This is a genomic window from Serratia sp. 1D1416 (assembly GCF_003641105.1).
Taxonomy (GTDB): domain Bacteria; phylum Pseudomonadota; class Gammaproteobacteria; order Enterobacterales; family Enterobacteriaceae; genus Serratia; species Serratia ficaria.
This window is the reverse complement of the sequence record NZ_CP032738.1, coordinates 2,295,851-2,319,424: the sequence shown is the minus strand read 5'-3', so window position 1 is coordinate 2,319,424 and position 23,574 is coordinate 2,295,851. Positions and strand designations below refer to the sequence as shown.

Below are 23,574 nucleotides of genomic sequence, written 5' to 3'. Positions count from 1 at the left end.
TAAGCTAGTGTCAGCCGTCAATTCTCCCACATTGGAATCCCATGACCAAATACAGCCTGCGTGCGCGCATGATGATCCTGATTCTGGCCCCGACCCTGCTGATTGGTTTGCTGCTCAGCACCTTCTTCGTGGTGCACCGCTACAACGAGCTGCAGGAGCAATTGGTGGACGCCGGCGCCAGCATCATCGAGCCGCTGGCGGTGGCCAGCGAGTACGGCATGACGTTCCGCAGCCGCGAATCGGTCAGGCAGTTGGTCAGCCTGTTGCACCGCCGCCATTCGGACATCGTGCGTTCGATTACGGTGTTCGATGCGCAGAATAACCTGTTTGTCACGTCCAATTATCATCACAACTTCGCCCAGTTGCAGCTGCCGAAAGGTGTGCCATTCCCCACCGATCTGATGCTGACCCGGCGCGGCGATTCGCTGATCCTGCGCACGCCGATCCTGTCGGAAAGCCAATATCCGGACGAAACCGCCGACGGCGGCAGCCATCCGGACAACAACCTGGGCTATGTGGCTATCGAGCTGGATCTGCAGTCGGTGCGGCTGCAGCAGTACAAAGAGGTGTTCGTCTCCACCCTGTTGCTGCTGCTGTGCATGTGCATCGCCATCCTGTTCGCCTACCGCCTGATGCGCGACGTGACCGGCCCGATCCGCAATATGGTGAATACCGTCGACCGCATCCGCCGCGGCCAGCTCGACAGCCGCGTCGAAGGTTTCATGCTCGGCGAATTGCATATGCTGAAGAACGGCATCAACTCGATGGCGATGTCGCTCACCGCCTACCACGAAGAGATGCAGCAGAATATCGATCAGGCTACCTCCGATCTGCGTGAAACGCTGGAACAGATGGAGATCCAGAACGTCGAGCTGGATCTGGCGAAAAAACGCGCCCAGGAAGCGGCGCGCATCAAATCCGAATTCCTGGCCAACATGTCGCACGAACTGCGCACCCCGCTGAACGGCGTTATCGGCTTTACCCGTCAAATGCTGAAAACCGACCTGAGCGTCACCCAGGCCGACTATCTGCAAACCATCGAACGCTCGGCCAATAATTTGCTGACCATCATCAACGACGTGCTGGACTTCTCCAAGCTGGAAGCCGGCAAGCTGGTGCTGGAGCACATCCCCTTCTCGCTGCGCGAAACGCTGGATGAGGTGATCGTGCTGCTGGCCCCCAGCGCCCACGATAAAGGGTTGGAACTGACGCTGGACGTGCACAACGACGTGCCGGAACAGGTGATCGGCGACTCGCTGCGCCTGCAGCAGATCATCACCAACCTGCTGGGCAACGCGGTCAAGTTTACCGAGACCGGCAACATCGACATCCGCGTCGAGCTGCGCAAACAGCTGGAGCGTCGGGTGGAGCTTGAAGTGCAGATCCACGATACCGGCATCGGCATTTCCGAGCGCCAGCAGTCGCAGCTGTTCCAGGCGTTCCGTCAGGCCGACGCCAGCATTTCCCGCCGCCACGGCGGCACCGGCCTCGGGCTGGTGATCACCCAAAAGCTGGTGAAGGAAATGGGCGGCGATATCTGCTTCCACAGCCAGCTGAACCGCGGTTCGACCTTCTGGTTCCATATCCAGCTCGACCTGAACGAGAGCATGCTGTCGCTGCCGCCAAGCCTGCCGGACCTGCGCGGCAAGACGCTGGCCTATATCGAATCCAACCCGACCGCGGCGCAGGCGACGCTCAACATGCTCAGCATCACCCCGCTGGTGATCACCCACTCGCCGACGCTGGCCCAGCTGCCGCAAAGCGAATACGACTTCCTGCTGGTCGGCGTGCCGATCCCATTCCGCACCAATATGGCGCAGCATGAGGACAAGCTGCTGGCCGCGCTGAAGGTCGCCGGCCGGGTGATCCTGGCGCTGCCGTGCCAGTCGCAAATCAACGCCGAACGGCTGAAACAGCTGGGCGCGCTCGGCTGCCTGATCAAACCCATCACCAGCAACCGTCTGTTCCCGCTGCTGCGGATGGAGGCGCCGCTGCGCCTCAGCGCGCAGCCGGAGCGTAAACGCCTGCCGCTGACGGTGATGGCGGTCGACGACAACCCGGCCAACCTGAAGCTGATCGGCACGCTGCTGGCGGAACAGGTGGAGAAAACCCTGCTGTGCGAAAGCGGCGAAGAGGCGCTGGAGCTGGCGCGCGACAACGTGCTGGACCTGATCCTGATGGATATTCAGATGCCGAAGATCGACGGCATTCGCACCAGCGAACTGATTCGCCAGCTGCCGCACCACAATTCGACGCCGATCGTCGCCGTTACCGCCCATGCGGTCAGCGGCGAGCGTGAACATCTGCTGCAGGCCGGCATGGACGATTACCTGGCCAAACCGATCGACGAAGCGATGCTGACCCGGGTGCTGTCGCGCTACCACAGCGGCGAGCCGCCGGCCGCGCCGCGGCAGGCCGGTGAGCCCCCCCTGTCGCTCGACTGGCCGCTGGCGCTGCGCCAGGCGGCCAACAAGCAGGATCTGGCGCGCGATCTGCTGCAAATGCTGCTCGACTTCCTGCCGCAGGTTCGCGAGCGGGTGCAGGTGCTGCTCGACGGCCAGCCGGACGACGACATCCTCGACCTGATCCACAAGCTGCACGGCAGCTGCAGCTACAGCGGCGTACCGCGCCTGAAGCAGCTGTGCTTCTACCTTGAGCAACAGCTGCGCCTGGGCGTCGGCCACGACCAGCTGGAGCCGGAGTGGCTGGAGCTATTGGATGAAATAGAGCTGGTTAGCCAGGCGGCGCGCGCCCATTTGGGCAACGACGCCACGGCCCGAGCGGGAAATATCGCCCCGCGGGATTGAGGGGCGTAACGATTAAGGCCGCTGCGCCAGCAGCAAGGTGGCGGCGATATTGCGCGCGGTCATGCGCACATTGTCTGCGGCATTGGCCAGCGCCTCCTCCAGCGTGCAGATGCTGTAAAGCACGCTGAAAACCGCGTCCAGCCCATGCTGATGCACCACGCCGACGTCGGCCGTCAGGCTGCCGGCAATGCCGATCACCGGTTTATGATGGCGCCTGGCGACGCGCGCCACGCCGATCGGCACCTTGCCGTTGACGCTCTGACTGTCGATGCGCCCCTCGCCGGTGATCACCAGCGTGGCGTCGCGCACCAACGCATCCAGGCCCAGCGCTTCGGTGACTATCTCGATGCCCGGCCGCAGCTCGGCGTGGCAAAACGCCAGCAGCGCCGCCCCCATGCCGCCGGCCGCCCCGGCGCCGGGCACTTCGCCGACCTCGATATGCATATCCCGCGCTATCGCCCGGGCGTAATGCCGCAGCCCGCGATCGAGCTGCTCCACCATCTGCGGCGTCGCCCCCTTTTGCGGGCCGAAAATCGCCGAGGCGCCCTGCCGGCCGGTTAACGGGTTGGTCACGTCGCAAGCCACTTCGAACCGGCACTGCGCGATGCGCGCATCCAACCCGCTGAGGTCGATGGCGGCGAGCTGCTCCAGGCAGCCGCCGCCAAACCCTATCGCGTTGCCGTCTTTATCCAGCAGCCTGGCCCCCAGCGCCTGCACCATTCCGGCGCCGCCGTCATTGGTGGCGCTGCCGCCGATGCCGATGATGCAGTGCTTTACCCCACGATCCAGCGCCGCGCGGATCAGCTCGCCGGTGCCGTAAGAGGTGGTGTTCAGCGGGTTGCGCTTGCGCCCCGGCACCAATGCCAAACCGCTGGCGGCGGCCATTTCGATGAAGGCGCTCCGCTCGTCGCCGGACAGGCCGAAAAAGGCCCGCACCCTTTCGCCCAGGGGACCGGTGACCTCAACGTCCACCTTGCGCCCGCCGGTGGCGGTCACCATCGCCTCCACGGTGCCTTCGCCGCCGTCGGCGAGCGGCAATTTGATGTATTCGGCATCGGGAAAGATTTCGCGAAACCCCGCTTCAATCTGGGTCGCGACCTCCAGGGCCGACAAACTTTCTTTATATGAATCCGGCGCGATCACTATTTTCATAAACTGCCCGCTTCCTCAACTGCCCAGTTCCTTGACGACAACGCTCGGCGGCATCGACGCTCCGTCAACGCTGACGCGCCACTTCCACCCGCGCCAACCGCTCGTAATAGCGGGCCAGCGCGCTGTGATCCGCCGCCCCCAGCCCATCGGCCTGCAGCGCCTGCATCATTTCCATCACCGCGCCGGTCAGCGGCAGCGGCGCGCCGATTTCCCGCGAGGTGTCCAGGGCATTGGCCAAATCCTTGATGTGCAATTCAATGCGGAAACCCGGTTTAAAATTGCGGTCCATCACCAGCGGCGCTTTGGCGTCCAACACCGTGCTGCCCGCCAGTCCGCCGCGAATCGCCTGATACACCAGATCCGGCTCCACCCCGGCCTTGGTCGCCAGCACCAGCGCCTCGGACATGGCGGCGATATTCAGCGCCACGATCACCTGGTTCGCCAGCTTGGTGACGTTGCCGGCGCCGATCTCCCCGGTGTGCACCACCGAGCCGGCCATCGCTTTCATCACCTCAAAACAGCGGTCGAACACCGCCCGGTCGCCGCCGACCATCACCGACAGCGTCGCGTCTATCGCTTTGGGTTCGCCCCCGCTGACCGGCGCATCCAGCATGGCTATCTGTTTTTCCGCCAGCGCGGCGCTGATTTCCCGGCTGGCGAGCGGCGCGATCGAGCTCATGTCGATCAGCACCAAGCCGGGTTTGCCGCCTTCGATGATGCCGTTTTCCCCCAGCGCCACCTGCCGCACCTGCGGCGAGTTGGGCAGCATGGTGATCAGAATATCGCTCTGCGCCGCCACCGCCTTGGGCGTATCCGCCGCGGTTGCGCCCAGCGCCGCCAGCTCGGCGGTGGTGTCCGCATGATGGTTGAGCACCACCAGCGAATAGCCGGCCTTCAGCAGGTTTTTGCTCATCGGTTTGCCCATGATGCCCAGGCCAATAAATCCAATTTTCATTCGGTTACCTCATTTTCCATCAGCAATAGGTTATTTTTTAAAGCGATCGCACAGCGCCTGGGTGGCGCCGCGCAAGACGCCGAGATCGCTGCCGACCGCGACAAAGCGCGCGCCCCATTCCAGATAGCGACGCGCATCGGCTTCGGCCGGCGCCAAAATGCCGCTCGGTTTGCCGTGCGCCGCCGCTCGCTCCAGGATATGGCGAATGGCCGCTTGCACCTGCGGATGATTCGGCTGGCCGAGATAGCCGAGCGCCGCGGAAAGGTCGCCCGGGCCGACAAAAATGCCGTCGACGCCCTCCACCGCAGCGATCTCGTCCAGATTGGTCACCCCCGCCTGGCTTTCGATCTGCACCAACACGCTGATGTTGTCGTTGATGGCGGCGAAGTAATCCGGCACCGTGCCGTAACCGTTGCTGCGATGCGAAACGGACACGCCGCGGATGCCCGCCGGCGGATAGCGAGTCGACGCCACCGCCGATCGCGCCTGCTCCGCGGTCTCGACGAACGGGATCAGGAAATTGTCGAAACCGATATCCAGCAGGCGTTTGATGATCACCGGCTCATTGCACGGCGGGCGCACCACCGCCGCGCTGTCGCTGTCCTTCAGCGCCATCAGCTGCGGTATGAATGTGGCGACGTCGTTGGGCGCATGCTCGCCGTCCAGCACCAGCCAGTCGAACCCGGCCAACCCCAGCACTTCGGTGGTTATCGGGCTGCCCAGCGCCGACCAGCAGCCGATCAGGGTTTCTCCCTGCAGCAACGAACGGCGAAAGCGATTGGGAAGCAGGCGACTTTTCATGGCGTATCCTTGTAGTTGAGCGTGAAATAGGGGTTGGCGGCGCTAGCGCACCAGGCACGGACGTTTGGCGTCGAAGGCCCAGTCAGTGACCAGGTACTGCATGCCCTGGGCGTCGTTGCGCGCGCCCAGCCCATGCGTCTTGTAGAGTTCGTGAGCCTTCATCAGCCGATCGCGGTCCAACTCAATCCCCAACCCCGGTTTTTTCGGCACCTCAACCCGCCCGCCGATAATCTGCAGCGGCTCATGCGTCAGGCGCTGGTTGCCTTCCTGCCAGATCCAGTGGGTATCGATAGCGGTGATGCGCCCCGGCGCGGCGGCGGCGACGTGGGTGAACATCGCCAGGGAAATGTCGAAGTGGTTGTTGGAATGCGATCCCCAGGTCAGGCCGAACTCGTGGCACATCTGCGCCACCCGCACCGACCCCTGCAGGGTCCAGAAATGCGGGTCGGCCAGCGGGATATCCACCGCCTGCAGCTGCAGCGTATGCCCCATCTGCCGCCAGTCGGTGGCGATCATGTTAGTGGCGGTCGGCAACCCGGTGGCGCGGCGGAACTCCGCCATCACCTCGCGGCCGGAGAAGCCCTGCTCGGCGCCGCACGGATCCTCGGCATAGGCCAGCACGTTGCGCAGCTGTTTGCCGAGGGAAATCGCCTCGTTCAGCGACCAGGCGCCGTTCGGATCCAGCGTAATGCGCGCCTGCGGGAAACGCTCCGCCAGCGCGCTCACCGCTTCGGCTTCCTCACTGCCGGCCAGCACGCCGCCCTTGAGCTTGAAGTCGTTGAAGCCGTATTTTTCATACGCCGCCTCCGCCAGCCGCACTACCGCCGCCGGCGTCAGCGCCTCTTCATGCCGCAGCCGATACCAGTCGCAGCGCTGATCCGGCTGGCTCTGATAAGGCAGCGGCGTTTTATTGCGATCGCCGAGATAAAACAGGTAGCCGAGCATTTCCACCGAATCGCGCTGCTGGCCGTCGCCCAGCAGCGCCGCGACCGGCACCTCGAGCAACTGGCCGAGCAGATCCAGCATCGCCGCCTCGATGCCGGTAACCACATGGATGGTGGTGCGCAGATCGAAGGTCTGCTGGCCGCGCCCGCCGGCGTCGCGTTCGGCGAAGCGGCTGCGCACCGCCGCCATTACGTTCTTGTATTCGCCCAGGGTTTTCCCCACCACCCAGGGCCGGGCGTCTTCCAGCGTGCGGCGGATGTTTTCGCCGCCCGGTACTTCCCCGACGCCGGTATGGCCGGCGTTGTCCTGCAGGATCACGATGTTGCGGGTAAAAAACGGCGCATGCGCGCCGCTCAGGTTCAACAGCATGCTGTCATGGCCGGCGACCGGCACCACCTGCATGGCGGTAATTTTGGCTGCGCTACTGAGTGTGGTCATCAGGGTCTCCTCGAGAAAAATCAGCGGCCAAAGGCCGGGCGTTTACGATCAAACTGCCATCCTGGCACCAGATACTGCATGGCGGCCGCGTCGTTGCGCGCGCCGGAAGGCAGTTGCTGATGCAGGCGGTGCGCCTGTTCCAGCGCGTTCCAGTCCAGCTCCACCCCCAGGCCGGGACGATCCGGCACCGCGATGCGCCCATTGACTATCTGCAGCGGATTGTGGGTCAGGTGCTGCCCTTCCTGCCAAATCCAGTGGGTATCGATGGCGGTGGGTTTGCCCGGCGCGGCGGCGCCGACGTGGGTGAACATCGCCAGGGAAATGTCGAAGTGATTGTTGGAATGGCAGCCCCAGGTCAGCCCCCAGTCATCGCACAGCTGGGCGACGCGCACCGCGCCGTGCATGGTCCAGAAATGCGGATCCGCCAGCGGAATGTCCACCGCCTGCAGCATTACCGCATGGCTCATCTCGCGCCAGTTGGTGGCGATCATGTTGGTGGCGACCGGCAGCCCGGTGGCGCGGCGAAACTCCGCCATCACCTCGCGGCCGGAAAAGCCCCGTTCGGCGCCGCACGGATCCTCGGCGTAGCTGAGGATGCCGCGCATGTCCTTGCACAGTGCGATCGCCTCGTCCAGCAGCCAGGCGCCGTTGGGATCGACGGTAATGCGCGCATCGGGAAAGTTTTTCGCCAGCGCGCAAACCGCGTCGATCTCCCGTTCGCCCGGCAGCACGCCGCCCTTCAGCTTGAAATCCCGGAAGCCGTAGCGATCTTGCGCCGCCGCGGCCAGCTCGACGATCGCCGCCGTGTCCATCGCCTGCTGGTGTCGCAGGTGATACCAGGGATGGCGCCCCCGCTCACCGGGTTGGTACGGCAAGTCGGTTTTTTGCCGATCGCCGATATAGAACAGGTAACCCAGCACCTCAACCTCGTCCCGCTGGCGGCCCGGCCCGAGCAGTTCCGCAACCGGCACGCCGAGGAACTGCCCCATCAGATCAAGCAGCGCCGCCTCCAGCGCCGCCACCGCGTTGACCCGCAGCTCAAAGGTCCAGGCGCCCTGGCCAAAGGCGTCGAAATCGGCTGATTGATTGCCGCAGTGAATATCGTGCACCAGCCGGTTCATGCGAGCCAGCTGCTGGCCGATCACCCGCGGCGCGGCGTCCGCCAGCGTGCGGTAAATCACCTCGCCGCCGGGCGCTTCGCCCACGCCGGTATGCCCGGCGCTGTCGGTCAGCACCAGAATGTTGCGGGTAAAACAGGCCCCGTGCGCGCCGCCGATGTTCAACAGCATGCTGTCGTGGCCGGCGACCGGAATGACGCGCATATCGGTAATGATCGGCGTGCTTTGCGTGTTGCTCATGATGCTTTCCTTAACTCCGCAGCGGTTTCAGTTCGATACGTTTGATTTCGCCGACGATGAACAGATAGCTCACCACCGCCAGCAGCGCGTGAATGCCGACAAACACCAGTGCGCCGTTAAACGATCCCGTGGTGCCGATGATGTAACCGATGGCGATCGGCGTGACGATGCCGGAGATATTGCCGAACATATTGAACAGCCCGCCGCTCAGGCCGCTGATTTCCTTCGGCGCGGTGTCCGCCATCACCGCCCAGCCGAGCGCCCCGATGCCCTTGCCGAAGAACGCCAGCGCCATGATGCCGACCACCATCCATTCGGCGCTGACGTAGTTGCAGAACACCATCGACATCGACAGCAGCATGCCGAGAACGATCGGCGTCTTGCGGGCGAAGGTCAGCGACTGGGTGCGGCGCATCAGATAATCGGAGATCACGCCGCCCAGCACGCCGCCGAGGAAACCGCAGATGGCCGGCACCGAGGCCACCATCCCGGCCTTGAGGATCGACATGCCGCGCGCCTGCACCAGATACACCGGAAACCAGGTGATGAAGAAGTAGGTCAGCGCATTGATGCAGTACTGGCCGATATAAACCCCGACCATCATGCGCGATCGCAGCAGCTGCTTGATCTGATGCCACTTCTCGCCTTTGGCCTGGCGCTTTTTCAGCTGCGGTTGATCCATGTTGATCAGCGCGCCGCCGGCTTCGATATAGTCCAGCTCGGCCTGGTTGATGCCCGGATGATCCTGGGGATCGTGCAGCACCTTCAGCCAGATGAAGCTGAGCACAATCCCCAGCCCGCCCATAAAGAAGAACACGTGCGACCAACCGACGGCGTGCGTCAGCCACCCCATGATCGGCGCGAAGATCACCGTGGCGAAGTACTGCGCCGAGTTGAATATCGATACCGCGGTGCCGCGCTCATGCGCCGGAAACCAGGCGGCGACGATGCGGCTGTTGCCGGGGAAAGACGGCGCCTCGGCCAGCCCCACCAGGAAACGCAGCGCGAACAGCGCCGCCACGATGCCGAAGCCGCTGAAGATATCCACAAAGCCCTGCAGCAGGGTGAACAGCGACCAGATGAAGATGCTCCAGAAATAGACCCGTTTCGAACCGAAGCGGTCCAGCAGCCAGCCGCCGGGGATCTGCCCGATGACATAGGCCCATGAGAAAGCCGAGAAGATGTAGCCCATGCCCACCGGATCCAGACCGATATCCTTGGCCATGGCGGATCCGGCTATCGACAGGGTGGCGCGATCGCCGTAGTTGAACGAGGTCACGATGAACAGCATCACCACGATCCAGTATCGGGTGTGGGTTCTCTTGATCGAACTCGCTGCGGAGCTGATTGTCGACATTGTGTTCTCCTGAATGATAGCGGCTTGCTATATTCATCCTGAACTACGGATAGAGTTAATATCTCAGAATGAAATCGATTGAATTAAATTGCGGCCAACATTGAGCGGTGCGGTTAATACCTCAGCGGCAATGTTTATATCCAATGAATTTCACTACGTAGAAAAGTATATTCGCCCCGACTGGCGAGCTCATCGGGCAATATGCCAAGGATAACGACAATATCTTCGGCAATTTATGGCATCTGCCCAAGGGAATGGCGGCTGGCTCACGAAAAGCCGCCGCAGCGCCCCGTAACGTGAGCGGCCTCACAATCGGCTGGTCCGATGCCAAATAATTCGCCGCCAACGCACGCCAATCCCGGTCATTTGCATAATGCCGCGCGCCAACGCCGCGCTTATACTGATTAATGAGCAAACGTGCCGGTTATTATTTACAGCGCCCACCAAGAATAATCAGACCCAGGATAATGAGCATGTCTGAAATTAATAACAACGATGAAACACCGCTTTATATAAAAGTCCATGAGGACGATAACGTCGCCATCGTCGTCAATAACAATGGGCTCGCCAAAGGCGCCCGGTTCCCCTGCGGATTGCAGCTGCTGGAACATGTGCCTCAGGGCCATAAGGTGGCGCTGCGCGATATTCCCGCAGGCGGCGATATTGTCCGCTACGGCGAAATCATCGGCCATGCGCTGCGCGCCATTGCACGCGGCTGCTGGATAGACGAGTCGCTGGTGTCGTTGCCCGCGGCGCCGGAGCTGCATCGCCTGCCGCTGGCCAATAAGGTGCCCGCCGCGCTGCCGGCGCTGGAAGGCTATAGCTTCGACGGCTACCGCAACGCCGATGGCAGCGTCGGCACCCGTAACCTGCTGGGGATCACCACCAGCGTGCACTGCGTCGCCGGCGTCGTCGATTATGCGGTGAAGATCATCGAACGCGACCTGCTGCCGCGCTATCCGCAGGTGGACGGCGTCGTCGCCCTCAACCACCTCTATGGCTGTGGCGTGGCGATCAACGCCCCGGCGGCGGCGGTGCCGATCCGCACCCTTCACAATCTGGCGCTCAATCCCAACTTCGGCGGCGAAGTGATGATTGTCGGGCTGGGGTGCGAAAAGCTGCAGCCGGAACGGCTGCTGCAGGGCACGCCCGACGTTCAGGCCATTTCGCTCGACGAACAGCGCATCGTGCGCCTGCAGGATGAAAAACATGTGGGTTTCAAATCGATGATCGACGACATCCTGAGGGAAGCCGAACGCCATCTGCAGCGCCTGAACGCTCGCCGCCGCCAACGCTGCCCGGCCTCTGAGCTGGTGGTCGGCATGCAGTGCGGCGGCAGCGACGCCTTTTCCGGCGTCACCGCCAACCCGGCGGTGGGCTACGCCGCCGATCTGCTGGTGCGCTGCGGCGCGACCGTGATGTTCTCGGAGGTCACCGAAGTGCGCGACGCGGTGCATCTGTTGACCCCCAGGGTGGCGGATGAACAGGTTGGCAAGCGCTTGCTGGAGGAGATGGCCTGGTACGACGCCTATCTCGAAGCCGGGCAAAGCGATCGCAGCGCCAACCCCTCGCCCGGCAACAAGAAGGGCGGATTGGCCAACGTGGTGGAAAAGGCGCTGGGCTCCATCGCCAAGTCCGGCAGCAGCGCCATCGTCGAGGTACTGTCGCCCGGCCAGCGCCCCAGCAAACGCGGGCTGATTTTCGCCGCTACCCCCGCCAGCGACTTCGTCTGCGGCACGCAGCAGCTGGCCTCCGGCATGACGCTGCAGGTGTTCACCACCGGCCGCGGCACCCCCTACGGCCTGGCGGCGGTGCCGGTGATCAAGATGGCGACCCGCAACGCGCTGGCGGAGCGGTGGTACGATCTGATGGACATCAATGCCGGCACTATCGCCAGCGGCGAAGCCACCATCGAGCAGGTCGGCTGGCAGCTGTTTGAACTGATGCTGGATATCGCCAGCGGGCGCAAGCAAACCTGGTCGGATCAATGGGGGCTGCACAATGCGCTGGCGGTGTTCAACCCGGCGCCGGTGACCTGAAGCGCTCAGGCATCGGCATCCAACTGCAGGCTGATGTACAACAACAGCCGATCGTCGAAGCTGGCCAGGTTGAGCCGGGTCAGCTCCGCGATGCGATTGAGGCGATACTCCAGCGTATTGCGATGAATATACAGCGCCTTGGCGGTCGCCGTCGGCTGTACGTTATGCAGGAACCAGGCGGCCAGCGTACGCAACAGCAGGCCGTTGCCGTCCATCGACTTGAGCCGCGCCAGCGGGCGCGTCAGCTCATCCGCCTGCCAGCCGCCGCGCAGGCTGTCCAGCAGCACCGGCAACATCAGATCCTGATAGTAGTAGGTGCGCTGTTCCGGCATGCGCTGCTTGCCGACCGCCAGCGTGGTGCGCGCGGTGCGGTAAGAACGGGCGATGCTGCCCGGGCCGGTAAAGTAGTTGCCCAGCGCGATGCGCACCCGCAGCCGGCTGCTTTCATTCATTCTCGACAGCAGATTGTCGACCCGCCGTCGATGCTCTTCGGCCTCCCAGCGCCCATGGCCGTTGAGCGCCGGTTTCAGCACCACCATTTCGCTCAGCGAAACGATGGCGATTAAGTTGTCGCGCTCCGGCATGGTCAGCAGCGTTTGCAACTGCTGCAGCTCGGCCATGGCGCTGTCGACGCCCAGCTGGCCGCTGTCGACCTCCACCACCGCCGCCACCCGCGGTTGGTTCGGATCGATGCCCAAACGCTGCGCCCACTCCATCAACGCCGGCGAGAGTTCGTCGGTGCGGATCAGATTCAGCACCAACTCTTCGCGCAGCCGGCTGTCCTGCGCCAGCATATGCAGCAACCGCGCCTGTTCCAGCATCATTTCGGCGGTCATGCACACCAGTTCGCCATATTGGCGCAGCTGGCCCGGATTGCCGGTCAGGCCAATGACGCCAACGATGCGCCCGCCGATGCGCAGCGGCAGATTCACGCCGGGACGCACGCCGTGCAGATGCCGCGCCACCCCTTCGTCGATATCCACGACCCGCGCCTGCGACAGCACCAGCAGCGCCCCTTCATGCAGCTCCCCCACCCGTTCACGATCGCCACTGCCGATAATCTTGCCGCGCGCATCCATCACGTTGACGTTGCTGCCGATGATTTTCATGGTGCGCGCGACGATTTCCTGCGCCAGTTTGCCATCGAGATGGTATTCCGACATGCCTATCTCCTGCCCGGAAAAGTGCCAAACGCCCAGCATAGCGACGGCGATCGTCGGGCACATTGTGCAGTTGCCCAAAGCTGGGCGGCAGCCGCTGGAGTTGTGGCGAGGTTCACAGTTTCGCTTTTATGGCATGAAAAAGGCACGCCGAAGCGTGCCTTGCGTTGCCTGCCGGGGGCGATTACTGCATCAGCAGATACAGCTGGCTGTCGCCGCGCTGGATATTCAGCGCCAGCACCGACGGTTTGCTGTCGAGGATTTTGCGCAGTTCGCCCAGATTTTGGATCGGCTGCTGGTTCACGCCCAGGATCACATCGCCTTTTTTCAGGCCGATGCGCGCAGCGGCGCTGCCGGCCTTGACGTTGTCCACCTTGACGCCTTTCTGCGCGCCGAGCTGGGTATTGCTCAACTCGGCCCCTTCGATGCCGGTATAGATATTGCCGGACTCCACCTGAGTCTGGGCGCTCTGCTCCAGCGTCACGTCGACGGTCAGCGGTTTGCCGTCGCGGATGATGCCCAGCGACATCTTGCTGCCGACCGACTGGGTGCCGATCTCCGCCCGGAACGAGGCGAAGCTGGAAATGGCCTTGCCGTTCATGGTGACGATCACGTCGCCGGCCTTGATGCCCGCCTTGGCGGCGGAAGATTTCGGCATCACCTGGCTGACGAACGCCCCGCGCTGCGCGTCGACCTTCATCGCCTTGGCCAGCTCGGAGTTCAGCTCGGTGCCCATAATGCCCAGTTCACCGCGTTTCACCTGACCATACTCGACCATCTGCGCGGTCAGGTTTTTCACCATGTTGCTCGGGATGGCGAAACCGATGCCGATATTGCCGCCGTCCGGCGCCAGGATCGCGGTGTTGATGCCGATCAGCTCGCCGTTCAGGTTGACCAGCGCGCCGCCGGAGTTGCCGCGGTTAATCGCCGCGTCGGTCTGAATGAAGTTCTCGTAGTTTTCGATATTCAACCCGCTGCGGCCCAGCGCGGAAACGATGCCCGAGGTGGCGGTTTCACCCAGCCCATACGGGTTGCCGATCGCCACGGTGTAATCGCCGACGCGCAGCCGATCGGAATCCGCCATCTTGATGGCCGTCAGATTCTTGAAGTCTTTCAGTTGGATCAGGGCGATGTCGGAACGCGGATCCTTGCCGATCACCTTGGCGTCGAAGCGGCGCCCGTCGCTCAGCTGCACCTGGATTTTATTGGCGTTGTCCACCACGTGGTTGTTGGTCACCACATAGCCTTTAGCCGCATCGATCACCACCCCGGCGCCCAGCGCCTGGAATTTTTGCTGCGTGCCCTGCGGCTGCCCGTCCGGGCCGGTCTGCCCGCCCTGACACATCGGCGAGCCCTGGAACGGCGAACCGTCCTGGCAGAACGGCGAGTCTTCCCCGAAGAACTGCTGGAACTGCTGCGGCATTCTCGGCGTATTGACCGTGGTGCTGCCTTCGACGTTGATGCTCACTACGGAAGGCATCACCTTTTCCAGCATCGGCGCCAGGCTCGGCAACTGCTGGGTGCTGGAAGAGGCGGTTTCGGCGGCGTTGGCCGTCACCGGGCCCATCGCCATGCCGATACTGAATGCCAGTGCGCTCAGAACTAATGCGGTTTTTTTCATCTGTGTGTCTCTTATAAAGTCGTGCAGAAAAGTATTACGGTCTTGTGCATAGTCAGAGTTAATTAATACACTGAAGTTCCGGCGCAGATTATGGGTAATAGTAAACAAATATTGTCTGTCTTTACAAAACTCGAGACAGACAACCGTTTGGAATCGCTGGTAATTATTGAATGTATGAATTATTCCGCCGCCATTAATCTGCGGTATTCATCGTAAGCATAAAGGTCCGTCATTCCGCTGATGTAATCCTGCAATAAACGCGCGCGGAAATAATATTCTCTGATCGCCTGCTGGTCCTGCGACAAATGCTGCAGCCCTTCAACCGCTTCGACATACGCCAGCCGGTGCTTGGTGGAAAGCTTGTGGAACAGCCGCGTTTCAATCGGGTAGGCGCGGTGGCTGTCTTCCTGCACCAGCTGGGTAAAATCGCCCAGCGGCATCGCCAGCAGCGGGCTGTAAATGTCCAGCAGGCCGCTGATCACCCGATACCCCTGCAGCTCGAGCTGCTCCACCTCCGGGTGGTTGAATACGTGCTTGAACGCCACATTCTTGAATATTTTCAGCAGTTGGTAGGCCGGGCTGGAGTCTTCCAGCAGCGCCTGATTGAAGTGGCCCTGGTACACCGCGTCCAGGTTGTCGATAAAGCGCTGCGCCGCGTGCGGCACCAGCCGCGCTACGGTAAATACCCGCAGATACATGAAGAACTGATCTTCCGCGCTGCGCCGCGCGCCGCCCTTATCGATTTTACGGAAGGCGCTGGCGACGGTTTTATCGAATAGATCCCCCGGCGCAATGTCGCCCCACTCTTGAATAAGATGCTGATACAGCTGCTCGACGGTGAAAATATTTTTTTCCACCGCGTCTTCGAGATCGGCAATGCAATAAGAAATATCGTCGGCGGCCTCCATAATATAGGTCAGCGGGAAACGATCGAATTCGCCCATATGCAGTTCGCGCCGCAGCCGATCGACGAAGGCTTCCTCCGCCAGATAATAACCGGGCTTTTTCATCAGGTAGCTGCGGCCGGCCGGGATCTCGCTCGCCCAATAGGCCGGGCGGGTATATTTCAGGATGCAGCCCACCTGGGCATAGGTCAGATTGAGCTTCAGCAGGGTATAGACCATGCGGATCGCCTGAGCGTTGCCTTCAAAATGGCTCAGGTCCTGACGGATGCGGCTGCGCAGCCGATTAAGATCGCTCTCTCCTTCGTGCAGGCGCAGCACCGCGACCTGACAGCGATCGTGGCTGCCCGGCTCGCTGCCGCAGCTGGCGGGATCGAGCCGCTGGGCGAACCAGTCGTTGATCGCCGACTCGCCGAAGTGGCCGAACGGCGGATTGCCGATGTCATGCATCAGGCAGGCCATTTCTACGATGCTTTCGAAGGGCGCGAGCAACCGGGCCAGGCCGAGCTCGTCGATGCGCCCATCCTGCTTGAAGCGGTTGAGGATCTCTTTGGCGATATGCCGCCCCACCTGCTGCACCTCCATCGAGTGCGTCAGGCGGCTGCGCACCGCCGCGTTGCGTTCCAGCGGAAACACCTGGGTTTTCTGCTGCAGACGGCGGATCGCCGCCGAGTTGACGATGCGCCCGCGATCGCTCTCGAACTGCCGCACGATGTCGTACTCTTCCTCGGCCTCGATCGGTTTGCTGAATGGCCGCTGGAAGCTGATTTTTTGTTTGAAGTCGATCCCGGACATCTGTTTCTCCGCGGTTGCGCCCAGCCCCCGTGATAACAATTCCCGACGGCGGATGCAACGGATTATCTCTCTCTGACAGCCATGATAGACTATGGCGCAATTCCCACACCCCAACAGCGAGTGTTATTTATGAAAGTAGGCATCATCGGCGCCATGGAGCAGGAAGTCACCCTGCTGCGCGATCAAATAGAAAACCGTCAGACCATTCAACGTGCGGGCTGTGAAATCTATACCGGCCAGATCGGCGGCGTTGAGGTTGCGCTGCTGAAGTCCGGCATCGGCAAAGTCTCCGCGGCGATGGGCACCACCCTGCTGCTGGAACATTGCCAGCCGGACCTGGTGATCAATACCGGCTCCGCCGGCGGCCTGGCCAGCACCTTGAAAGTGGGCGACATCGTGGTCTCCGAAGAGGTGCGTTACCACGACGCCGACGTGACCGCCTTCGGCTATGAGCCGGGCCAGATGGCCGGCTGCCCGGCGGCTTTCGTGGCGGACGACGCGCTGATCGCCCTGGCGGAAAGCTGCATCAAACAGTTGGATCTGAACGCGGTGCGCGGCCTGATCTGCAGCGGCGACGCCTTCATCAATGGCGCGGAACCGCTGGCGCGCATTCGCGCCACCTTCCCGCGCGTTGCGGCGGTTGAAATGGAAGCCGCGGCGATCGGCCACGTCTGCCACCTGTTCGGCACGCCGTTCGTGGTGGTGCGCGCCATCTCCGACGTCGCCGACAGCGAATCGCACATGAGCTTTGACGAGTTCCTCTCCGTGGCCGCCAAGCAGTCCACGCTGATGGTCAACGCCATGCTGCAGACCCTGGCCAAGCGCGGTTGATGTGAAGCCGGGCTGCATTCTCCTGCCGTGGCTGCTGGCGCTGTGGATGGCGCTGCCCGCAGCCGCCGCCCAACGCGTAGTCAGCCTGGCGCCGAACGCCACCGAACTCGCCTATGCCGCCGGCATGGGCGAGACGCTGTTGGCGGCCAGCGCCTTTTCCGATTATCCGCCGGAGGCCGGCAGGCTCGAGCAGGTGGCCTCCTGGCAGGGCATCAACCTCGAGCGGGTGCTGGCGCTGAAACCGGATCTGATCCTGGCGTGGCGCGGCGGCAACCCGCAGCGGGTGCTGGATCAGCTCGCCTCGTTCGGCATTCCGATCTTTTACGCGGACGCCGGCAATATCGACGAGATCGCCCGCTCGCTGGACAGCCTGGCCCAATACAGCCCGCATCCGCAGCAGGCGCATCAGGCGGCGGACGCCATCCGTCGGCAAATCGCCGATCTGAAACAAAAATACGCCCACAACCCGCCGCGCCGCGTGCTGCTGCAGTTCGGCACCCAGCCGCTGTTCACCAGCTCCGGCGCCACCCTGCAAAGCCAGGTGCTGTCGCTGTGCGGCGCAGAAAATATCTTTGCCGAGAGCCGCATGCCCTGGCCGCAGATCAGCCGCGAACAGGTGCTGGCGCGCCGCCCGCAGGCCATCGTCATCACCGGCGGCGAAGCGCAGATCGCCAGCGTAAAAGCCTTCTGGGCGCCGCAGCTGCAGGTGCCGGTGATCGCGCTGAACGAGGACTGGTTCAACCGCGGCGGACCGCGCATCGTGCTGGCGGCGCAGCAGCTGTGCCGCCAACTGGCGGAGATGCCTTAATGCTGGTGTTCTGGCTGGATATTCTCGGCACCGCGGTATTCGCCATTTCCGGCGTGCTGCTGGCCGGCAAACTGCGTATGGATCCGTTCGGCGTGCTGGTGCTGGGGGTAGTGACCGCGGTCGGCGGCGGCACCATCCGCGATATGGCGCTGGCCAACGGCCCGGTGTTTTGGGTCAGGGATCCTACCGATCTGGTGGTGGCGATGATCACCTGCGTGCTGACGCTGCTGCTGGTGCGCCAGCCACGCCGCCTGCCCAAGTGGATCCTGCCGGTGCTGGACGCCGTCGGCCTGGCGGTGTTCGTCGGCATCGGGGTCAACAAGGCTTTCGCCGCCGGCACCGGCCCGCTGGTGGCTATCTGCATGGGGGTGATCACCGGCGTGGGCGGCGGCATTATCCGCGACGTGCTGGCTCGCGAGATCCCGATGATCCTGCGCACCGAGATTTACGCCACCGCCTGCATCATCGGCGGCATCGCGCACGCCACCGCGTTTCACACCTTCGGCATGCCGCTGCAACAGGCGATGATGCTGGGCATGGCCATCACCCTGGCCATCCGGCTGGCGGCCATCCGCTGGCACCTCAAGCTGCCCGCGTTCATTCTCGAACGCTAAGGGCATAAAAAAACCCGCGAGCCGGAGCGGCTGGCGGGCTGATCATGCGGCGAGGGGCTTCAGATGCTGAACGAAGAGCCGCAGCCGCAGGTGGTTTTGGCGTTGGGGTTGGTCACCACGAAGCGCGAACCTTCCAGGCCCTCGGTGTAGTCCACCGAACCGCCCACCAGATACTGCAGGCTCATCGGATCGACCACCAGCGCCACGCCTTGCTTCTCGATGGTCATGTCGCCATCGTTGACCTTATCGTCAAAAGTGAAGCCGTACTGGAATCCGCTGCAGCCGCCACCGGTAATGTAAACCCGCAACTTCAGGTTCGGATTTTCTTCGTCAGCAATCAGGAATTTAACCTTGCTTGCCGCTGCCTCGGTAAATTGCAGGGGCAGTGCTGTTTCATCACTCATACTCTTTACTCCCAACATTGTTCAGCATCAGAACGCTACAATGGCAGCCTGATTAATATTAACGATTATCCGATACCTGAGTGTTGCGTTCAAGTATTCACCGCATTTGTTGTATTTTCTTTACCTGTTTTCTCCGCCGCTTCGCGCTCCCGCAGCGCCTCCTGCTTTTGCAACGTACGGGCCAATATGGAGGAATACAACGGCTTACCGCCCAGGAACTGCGCCACCAGCGTGGCGCCGAGGCAGGTAATGATCATCGGCAGGATCAGCTGATAATTGTCGGTCATTTCCAGCACCAGCACGATGCCGGTCAACGGCGCGCGCACCGTGGCGGCGAACAGCGCCCCCATGCCGGCGATGGCGAAGGTGCCCGCCTCCAGGCCGTACTGCGGAAACAGATGCGCGCCCGCCAGGCCAAAGGCGGTGCCGAACAGCGTGCCCAGCGCCAGCATCGGCGCAAAAATGCCGCCCGGCGCGCCGGAGCCGAAACACAGCAACGTGGTGAACACCCGGGTAATGAAAATGAACATCAGCATGCCGACGCTGTAATTGCCCGCCGCGGCGATCGGGATCAGTCCGAAACCGCCGCCCGCCGCCTCCGGCTGGATCAGCCCCAGGATGCCGCAGACGCCGCCGAGCAGCCCGCCCATCAGCAGCACGTTGCGCATTTTGCCGCCGTGCAGACGCGCGAACATGTCCTGGGTGCGGAAAATCAGCGCGTTGAACATCACGCCCACCGCGCCGAATATCGCCCCCAGCACCAGATACAGCCACAGGGTGTTAATCGGCGCCGAAGAGAGCCTGCCGACCGCGATCACCGAGCCCTCGCCGTTAAACAGCTGAAACACCACGCTCGACATGATCACGCCGATGAACACCGCTTTAATCGAGATCAGGTTGTAGCGGAACTGCGGGCGCATCTCTTCGATAATGAACAGAATGCCCGCCAGCGGCGCGTTGAACGCGGCGGACAGGCCGGCGGCTGCGCCGGTGGCCAGCAGCGAATGGCGCGCCTCGGCGCCGCGCATGCGGAAAATGTCCAGCACCATGCGGCCGACGTTGCCGCCCATCTGCACCGTAGGCCCTTCCCGCCCCAGCACCATACCCGCCCCCAGCGTGCCCATGCCGCCGATAAACTTCACCGGGATCACCCGCCACCAGCGCACCGGCCGCAGCTCTTCCAGCGCGCCTTCGATTTCCGGAATGCCCGAGCCGCCGGCTTCGGGCGCATAGCGCCGCACCAGGTAATAGCCCAGCGCCGCCAGCGCGGCCGACAAAATAAACGCCAGCGGCCACACCAGTATCCAATAATCGGCCACCTGAACCAGCGCGCTCAGCCGCTGTTGCTGCACCCACTCCACCGCTTTGTCGAAGGCCACGCCGAGCAGGCCGGCCAGCGTGCCCACCAGCGCGGCCATGATCAATACCGCGACCGGCGTCTTGTCGCGGCGGATAAACTGGCGCACCGCATCGCTGCGCTTCAGGCGCGGCGCCGCCGCTGAAGGCTGTTGCTGCTTTTCAGTCATAACGGGTTATTCATTCGCGTGATCAAAGGTAATACAAATAGGTAAGACGGCTATTCTACCTTACCCCCATTCCGGCCGCCGCTGTTAATAGGTATCTGACTGTGATCGTTTCATAACGCGCCGCACTCCTCTAGAATAGCGCGGGTCAAATCATTCAAAGAGAATCCAGGAGCCGATTTATGAGCTTACACAGCAAGTCCGAAAGTCTGTATGCCCAGGCGCAACAGTTGATCCCCGGCGGGGTTAACTCTCCGGTGCGTGCATTCACCGGCGTCGGCGGTGTGCCGCTGTTTATCGAGCGGGCAGACGGGGCTTACCTGTTCGACGCCGACGGCAAGGCCTACATCGATTACGTAGGCTCCTGGGGACCGATGGTGCTGGGGCACAACCACCCGGCGATCCGCGACGCGGTGATCGAAGCGGCGCAGCGCGGGCTGAGCTTCGGCGCGCCGACCGAAATGGAAGTCAAAATGGCGCAGCTGGTGACCGAGCTGGTGCCGACCATGGATATGGTGCGCATGGTGAACTCGGGCACCGAGGCCACCATGAGCGCTATCCGCCTGGCGCGCGGCTACACCAACCGCGACAAGATCATCAAGTTCGAAGGCTGCTACCACGGCCACGCCGATTGCCTGCTGGTGAAAGCCGGCTCCGGCGCGCTGACCCTCGGCCAGCCGAACTCGCCGGGCGTGCCGGCGGACTTCGCCAAGCACACCCTGACCTGCACCTATAACGATCTGGACTCGGTGCGCACGGCGTTCGAGCAGTACCCTTCGGAGATCGCCTGCATCATCGTCGAGCCGGTGGCCGGCAACATGAACTGCGTGCCGCCGCTGCCGGAATTCCTGCCGGGCCTGCGCGCGCTGTGCGACAAATACGGCGCGTTGCTGATTATCGACGAAGTGATGACCGGCTTCCGCGTGGCGCTGGCCGGCGCGCAGTCTTATTATGGCGTTGAGCCGGATCTGACCTGCCTGGGCAAAATCATCGGCGGCGGCATGCCGGTAGGCGCCTTTGGCGGCCGCCGCGAGGTGATGGAAGCGCTGGCGCCGACCGGCCCGGTTTATCAGGCGGGCACCCTGTCCGGCAACCCGATCGCCATGGCTGCGGGCTACGCCTGCCTGACCGAAGTGTCGCAGGCGGGCGTTCACCAAACGCTGACCGAACTGACCGAAATGCTGGCGGAAGGCCTGCTGCACGCGGCGAAAGAAGAGAACATCCCGCTGGTGGTGAACAACGTCGGCGGCATGTTCGGCCTGTTCTTCACCGACGCGCCGGCGGTCACCTGCTACCAGGACGTCATGCGGTGCGACGTGGAGCGCTTCAAGCGTTTCTTCCACCTGATGCTGGAAGAAGGGGTCTATCTGGCGCCTTCGGCCTTTGAAGCGGGCTTTATGTCCGTGGCCCACAGCAAGGAAGACATCCAGCGCACTATCGACGCCGCGCGCCGCTGCTTCGCCCGGCTGTAAGCTCCACATCAAAAACAACGGGCGCCGCGGCGCCCGTTTCGTTTGCTGCGATGTCGATTTACAGCAACGTGCCGTAAATGGTCAGCACCGCCACCACCACCACGATAATCATCGTCACCTTGCGCGCCAGCGTCACCGCCGCGCGCGGCGTTTGCACCGGATCCGTATGCGGATCGCGCGCCAACGAGAACTGCGCCAGCCGCGTCAACACCTGATACGACGAAGAATGACCATCGCCCAGCGAGGCGAACCAGGCCGGCAGCGCCTTCTCGCCGTGCCCGAACAGCGCATAGGCTACCCCGGCCAAACGCACCGGGATCCAGTCCAGCCAGTTCAGCAGATGATCGATACCCGACTGCGAACGTTCCAGCGGCGTATTGTGCCGCGCCAGCCAGGTTTGATAGGCGCGCAGGAAAGAGTACCCCGCCAGCGCAATCGGCCCGTAAGGCCCGCAAACCACAAACCAGAACAGCGGCGCCAGATAGTAGCGGAAGTTAATCCACAGCAGCGCATTTTGCAGCTCGCGCAGCCGCAGCTCTTCGCTGCAGTCCACCGGCAAACCGTGGATCAGCGCCAGCTCTTCCGCCATCTGATCGCTGGCGTGGGAATCCCCCTGCCGCGCCGCCTTCAGATAGGCGCGATAATGCTTGCGCTTGATGCCGGCGCCGACGCACAGCAGATCGATGACAATCCACAGCAGCAGCGTCACCACGCCGAAGAACAGCCCCTGAGACAGCCACAGTATGCCCCACACCACCACCATAAAGGCCAGGGTCATCGCCAGCGTTTGCGCCAGCGACACCCGGTGCAGACGCTGGAACACCACCTCCAGACGGTGGTCCAACTGCCAGTGCTCACCCAGTTTGAACAGGCGCTCCCATGCCAAAACCAGCAACAGCGTAAACAGCGTCATTAGCGACTCCTCTCCCTTTTCCTTTTCTCAAGCATAGCGTTAGCCGCCCCCTCGCGTTGTTCCAGAGATGCCAGATAGCGATCCCAGTCGAATGCCGGGCCGGGATCGGTTTTGCGGCCGGGGGCGATGTCGCTGTGCCCGGCAATGTGCGCCGCCAGCGACGGGTACTGCCCAATCAACAACGCGCTGACCGCCTGCAGGCCATGATATTGCTGCGGGGTATAGGGCAGCAGATCGGTGCCCTCCAGCTCGATGCCGATGGAGAAGTCATTGCACTTTTCACGCCCCCGATACGCGGAAACGCCGGCGTGCCAGGCGCGCAGATCGAAAGGCACGTACTGAACGATTTCGCCGTCGCGGCGGATCAGGCAGTGCGCCGAAACCCGCAGCTGATGAATAGCGGCGAAATAAGGATGATCCGCGGGATCGAGCGTGCCGGTAAACAGCCGATCGATATAGGGGCCGCCAAATTCGCCGGGCGGCAGGCTGATGTTGTGGATCACCAATAACGAAGGCGGCTCATCGTCCGGGCGCCGATCGCAATGCGGCGAGACCACCCGCGTGACCCCGACAATCCAGCCATTTTCCAACTGCATCAGACACCTCTCTGCGGTGGTACTTGTTCCTGCAACAGAGTAGCATGTTCCCCTACGATCCAACCGTCCATTTCGGAGTTTTC

Annotated in this window: 19 protein-coding genes; 6 read left to right on the top strand and 13 right to left on the bottom strand. The window is 62.7% G+C overall.

Annotated elements, in window-relative coordinates; translation table 11 throughout:
- Window positions 1-41 precede the first annotated feature (41 nt).
- Window positions 42-2,807, top strand: a complete 2,766-nt coding sequence (barA, locus tag D7I37_RS10925; protein ID WP_129543672.1) for a two-component sensor histidine kinase BarA — start codon at window positions 42-44, stop codon at window positions 2,805-2,807.
- Window positions 2,808-2,819: 12 nt separating this feature from the next.
- On the opposite strand, the gene D7I37_RS10920 is transcribed toward barA, so the two are convergent.
- The 6 genes from D7I37_RS10920 to D7I37_RS10895 all read right to left on the bottom strand — a co-directional run bounded on the left by D7I37_RS10920 (window position 2,820) and on the right by D7I37_RS10895 (window position 9,813).
- Window positions 2,820-3,959, bottom strand: coding sequence for a glycerate kinase (locus tag D7I37_RS10920; protein WP_061794998.1), 1,140 nt, complete (start codon window positions 3,957-3,959; stop codon window positions 2,820-2,822).
- Window positions 3,960-4,023: 64 nt separating this feature from the next.
- Window positions 4,024-4,914: a 2-hydroxy-3-oxopropionate reductase gene (gene garR, locus D7I37_RS10915; RefSeq protein ID WP_061794997.1), complete on the bottom strand. Its 891-nt coding sequence runs from the start codon at window positions 4,912-4,914 to the stop codon at window positions 4,024-4,026.
- A 30-nt stretch (window positions 4,915-4,944) separates the two neighbouring features.
- Window positions 4,945-5,715, bottom strand: a complete 771-nt coding sequence (gene garL / locus D7I37_RS10910) for a 2-dehydro-3-deoxyglucarate aldolase (RefSeq protein WP_129543671.1) — start codon at window positions 5,713-5,715, stop codon at window positions 4,945-4,947.
- A 42-nt stretch (window positions 5,716-5,757) separates the two neighbouring features.
- Entirely contained in the window at window positions 5,758-7,098 is a 1,341-nt protein-coding gene (gene gudD / locus D7I37_RS10905; RefSeq protein WP_129543670.1) for a glucarate dehydratase, read from the bottom strand.
- A gap of 20 nt (window positions 7,099-7,118) precedes the next feature.
- Window positions 7,119-8,456 carry an enolase C-terminal domain-like protein gene (locus tag D7I37_RS10900; protein ID WP_095095775.1) on the bottom strand — a complete coding sequence of 446 codons (1,338 nt, stop codon included), beginning with the start codon at window positions 8,454-8,456 and terminating at the stop codon, window positions 7,119-7,121.
- 10 nt (window positions 8,457-8,466) lie between these two features.
- Window positions 8,467-9,813 carry an MFS transporter gene (locus D7I37_RS10895; protein ID WP_061794993.1) on the bottom strand — a complete coding sequence of 449 codons (1,347 nt, stop codon included), beginning with the start codon at window positions 9,811-9,813 and terminating at the stop codon, window positions 8,467-8,469.
- A 473-nt stretch (window positions 9,814-10,286) separates the two neighbouring features.
- On the opposite strand from D7I37_RS10895, the gene garD reads away from it, so the two are divergent.
- Window positions 10,287-11,852: a galactarate dehydratase gene (gene garD, locus D7I37_RS10890; protein ID WP_095095773.1), complete on the top strand. Its 1,566-nt coding sequence runs from the start codon at window positions 10,287-10,289 to the stop codon at window positions 11,850-11,852.
- 5 nt (window positions 11,853-11,857) lie between these two features.
- Here the strand turns inward: garD and D7I37_RS10885 are convergent, their stop codons facing one another.
- From D7I37_RS10885 to dgt, 3 genes are all read right to left on the bottom strand, one after another.
- The gene (locus D7I37_RS10885) at window positions 11,858-13,015 is read right to left on the bottom strand and encodes a CdaR family transcriptional regulator (protein WP_061795076.1); all 1,158 of its coding nucleotides are present in this window, start codon (window positions 13,013-13,015) and stop codon (window positions 11,858-11,860) included.
- Window positions 13,016-13,196: 181 nt separating this feature from the next.
- Window positions 13,197-14,633, bottom strand: a complete 1,437-nt coding sequence (gene degP / locus D7I37_RS10880; protein ID WP_129543669.1) for a serine endoprotease DegP — start codon at window positions 14,631-14,633, stop codon at window positions 13,197-13,199.
- 179 nt (window positions 14,634-14,812) lie between these two features.
- Window positions 14,813-16,330, bottom strand: a complete 1,518-nt coding sequence (dgt, locus tag D7I37_RS10875; protein WP_061794990.1) for a dGTPase — start codon at window positions 16,328-16,330, stop codon at window positions 14,813-14,815.
- Window positions 16,331-16,459: 129 nt separating this feature from the next.
- Between dgt and mtnN the strand changes: the two genes are divergently transcribed.
- From mtnN to D7I37_RS10860, 3 genes are read left to right on the top strand one after another with little or no spacing between them, the layout of a single operon-like run.
- Window positions 16,460-17,161 carry a 5'-methylthioadenosine/S-adenosylhomocysteine nucleosidase gene (gene mtnN, locus D7I37_RS10870; RefSeq protein WP_061794989.1) on the top strand — a complete coding sequence of 234 codons (702 nt, stop codon included), beginning with the start codon at window positions 16,460-16,462 and terminating at the stop codon, window positions 17,159-17,161.
- Window positions 17,162-17,207: 46 nt separating this feature from the next.
- Complete coding sequence (gene btuF, locus D7I37_RS10865; RefSeq protein ID WP_231922146.1) at window positions 17,208-17,969, top strand: vitamin B12 ABC transporter substrate-binding protein BtuF; 762 nt, start codon at window positions 17,208-17,210, stop codon at window positions 17,967-17,969.
- The gene (locus tag D7I37_RS10860; protein WP_129543668.1) at window positions 17,969-18,583 is read left to right on the top strand and encodes a TRIC cation channel family protein; all 615 of its coding nucleotides are present in this window, start codon (window positions 17,969-17,971) and stop codon (window positions 18,581-18,583) included. The genes btuF and D7I37_RS10860 overlap by 1 nt, the downstream gene beginning before the upstream one ends.
- A 59-nt stretch (window positions 18,584-18,642) precedes the next feature.
- On the opposite strand, the gene erpA is transcribed toward D7I37_RS10860, so the two are convergent.
- Both erpA and clcA read right to left on the bottom strand, forming a co-directional pair.
- Window positions 18,643-18,987 (bottom strand): iron-sulfur cluster insertion protein ErpA, encoded by a 345-nt coding sequence (erpA, locus tag D7I37_RS10855; RefSeq protein ID WP_095095769.1) that lies wholly within the window; start codon window positions 18,985-18,987, stop codon window positions 18,643-18,645.
- A gap of 89 nt (window positions 18,988-19,076) precedes the next feature.
- A complete protein-coding gene (gene clcA / locus D7I37_RS10850) occupies window positions 19,077-20,513 on the bottom strand; it encodes a H(+)/Cl(-) exchange transporter ClcA (RefSeq protein WP_129543667.1) in 1,437 nt (478 codons plus the stop codon).
- A 179-nt stretch (window positions 20,514-20,692) separates the two neighbouring features.
- Here clcA and hemL point away from each other — a divergent pair, with 179 nt between their 5' ends.
- Entirely contained in the window at window positions 20,693-21,982 is a 1,290-nt protein-coding gene (gene hemL / locus D7I37_RS10845) for a glutamate-1-semialdehyde 2,1-aminomutase (protein WP_061794984.1), read from the top strand.
- A gap of 58 nt (window positions 21,983-22,040) precedes the next feature.
- Here hemL and ampE read toward each other — a convergent pair whose 3' ends face one another.
- Window positions 22,041-22,895 (bottom strand): beta-lactamase regulator AmpE, encoded by an 855-nt coding sequence (gene ampE, locus D7I37_RS10840; RefSeq protein WP_061794983.1) that lies wholly within the window; start codon window positions 22,893-22,895, stop codon window positions 22,041-22,043.
- Window positions 22,895-23,491 (bottom strand): 1,6-anhydro-N-acetylmuramyl-L-alanine amidase AmpD, encoded by a 597-nt coding sequence (ampD, locus tag D7I37_RS10835; RefSeq protein ID WP_129543666.1) that lies wholly within the window; start codon window positions 23,489-23,491, stop codon window positions 22,895-22,897. Before ampD ends, ampE begins: the two co-directional genes overlap by 1 nt.
- Window positions 23,492-23,574 lie beyond the last annotated feature (83 nt).

Bases quoted from the DNA above. Each gene is read 5' to 3' on its own strand.
- barA (WP_129543672.1), top strand. From the start codon at position 42: ATGACCAAATACAGCCTGCGTGCGCGCATGATGATCCTGATTCTGGCC.
- D7I37_RS10920 (WP_061794998.1), bottom strand. From the start codon at position 3,959: ATGAAAATAGTGATCGCGCCGGATTCATATAAAGAAAGTTTGTCGGCC.
- garR (WP_061794997.1), bottom strand. From the start codon at position 4,914: ATGAAAATTGGATTTATTGGCCTGGGCATCATGGGCAAACCGATGAGC.
- garL (WP_129543671.1), bottom strand. From the start codon at position 5,715: ATGAAAAGTCGCCTGCTTCCCAATCGCTTTCGCCGTTCGTTGCTGCAG.
- gudD (WP_129543670.1), bottom strand. From the start codon at position 7,098: ATGACCACACTCAGTAGCGCAGCCAAAATTACCGCCATGCAGGTGGTG.
- D7I37_RS10900 (WP_095095775.1), bottom strand. From the start codon at position 8,456: ATGAGCAACACGCAAAGCACGCCGATCATTACCGATATGCGCGTCATT.
- D7I37_RS10895 (WP_061794993.1), bottom strand. From the start codon at position 9,813: ATGTCGACAATCAGCTCCGCAGCGAGTTCGATCAAGAGAACCCACACC.
- garD (WP_095095773.1), top strand. From the start codon at position 10,287: ATGTCTGAAATTAATAACAACGATGAAACACCGCTTTATATAAAAGTC.
- D7I37_RS10885 (WP_061795076.1), bottom strand. From the start codon at position 13,015: ATGTCGGAATACCATCTCGATGGCAAACTGGCGCAGGAAATCGTCGCG.
- degP (WP_129543669.1), bottom strand. From the start codon at position 14,633: ATGAAAAAAACCGCATTAGTTCTGAGCGCACTGGCATTCAGTATCGGC.
- dgt (WP_061794990.1), bottom strand. From the start codon at position 16,330: ATGTCCGGGATCGACTTCAAACAAAAAATCAGCTTCCAGCGGCCATTC.
- mtnN (WP_061794989.1), top strand. From the start codon at position 16,460: ATGAAAGTAGGCATCATCGGCGCCATGGAGCAGGAAGTCACCCTGCTG.
- btuF (WP_231922146.1), top strand. From the start codon at position 17,208: ATGGCGCTGCCCGCAGCCGCCGCCCAACGCGTAGTCAGCCTGGCGCCG.
- D7I37_RS10860 (WP_129543668.1), top strand. From the start codon at position 17,969: ATGCTGGTGTTCTGGCTGGATATTCTCGGCACCGCGGTATTCGCCATT.
- erpA (WP_095095769.1), bottom strand. From the start codon at position 18,987: ATGAGTGATGAAACAGCACTGCCCCTGCAATTTACCGAGGCAGCGGCA.
- clcA (WP_129543667.1), bottom strand. From the start codon at position 20,513: ATGACTGAAAAGCAGCAACAGCCTTCAGCGGCGGCGCCGCGCCTGAAG.
- hemL (WP_061794984.1), top strand. From the start codon at position 20,693: ATGAGCTTACACAGCAAGTCCGAAAGTCTGTATGCCCAGGCGCAACAG.
- ampE (WP_061794983.1), bottom strand. From the start codon at position 22,895: ATGACGCTGTTTACGCTGTTGCTGGTTTTGGCATGGGAGCGCCTGTTC.
- ampD (WP_129543666.1), bottom strand. From the start codon at position 23,491: ATGCAGTTGGAAAATGGCTGGATTGTCGGGGTCACGCGGGTGGTCTCG.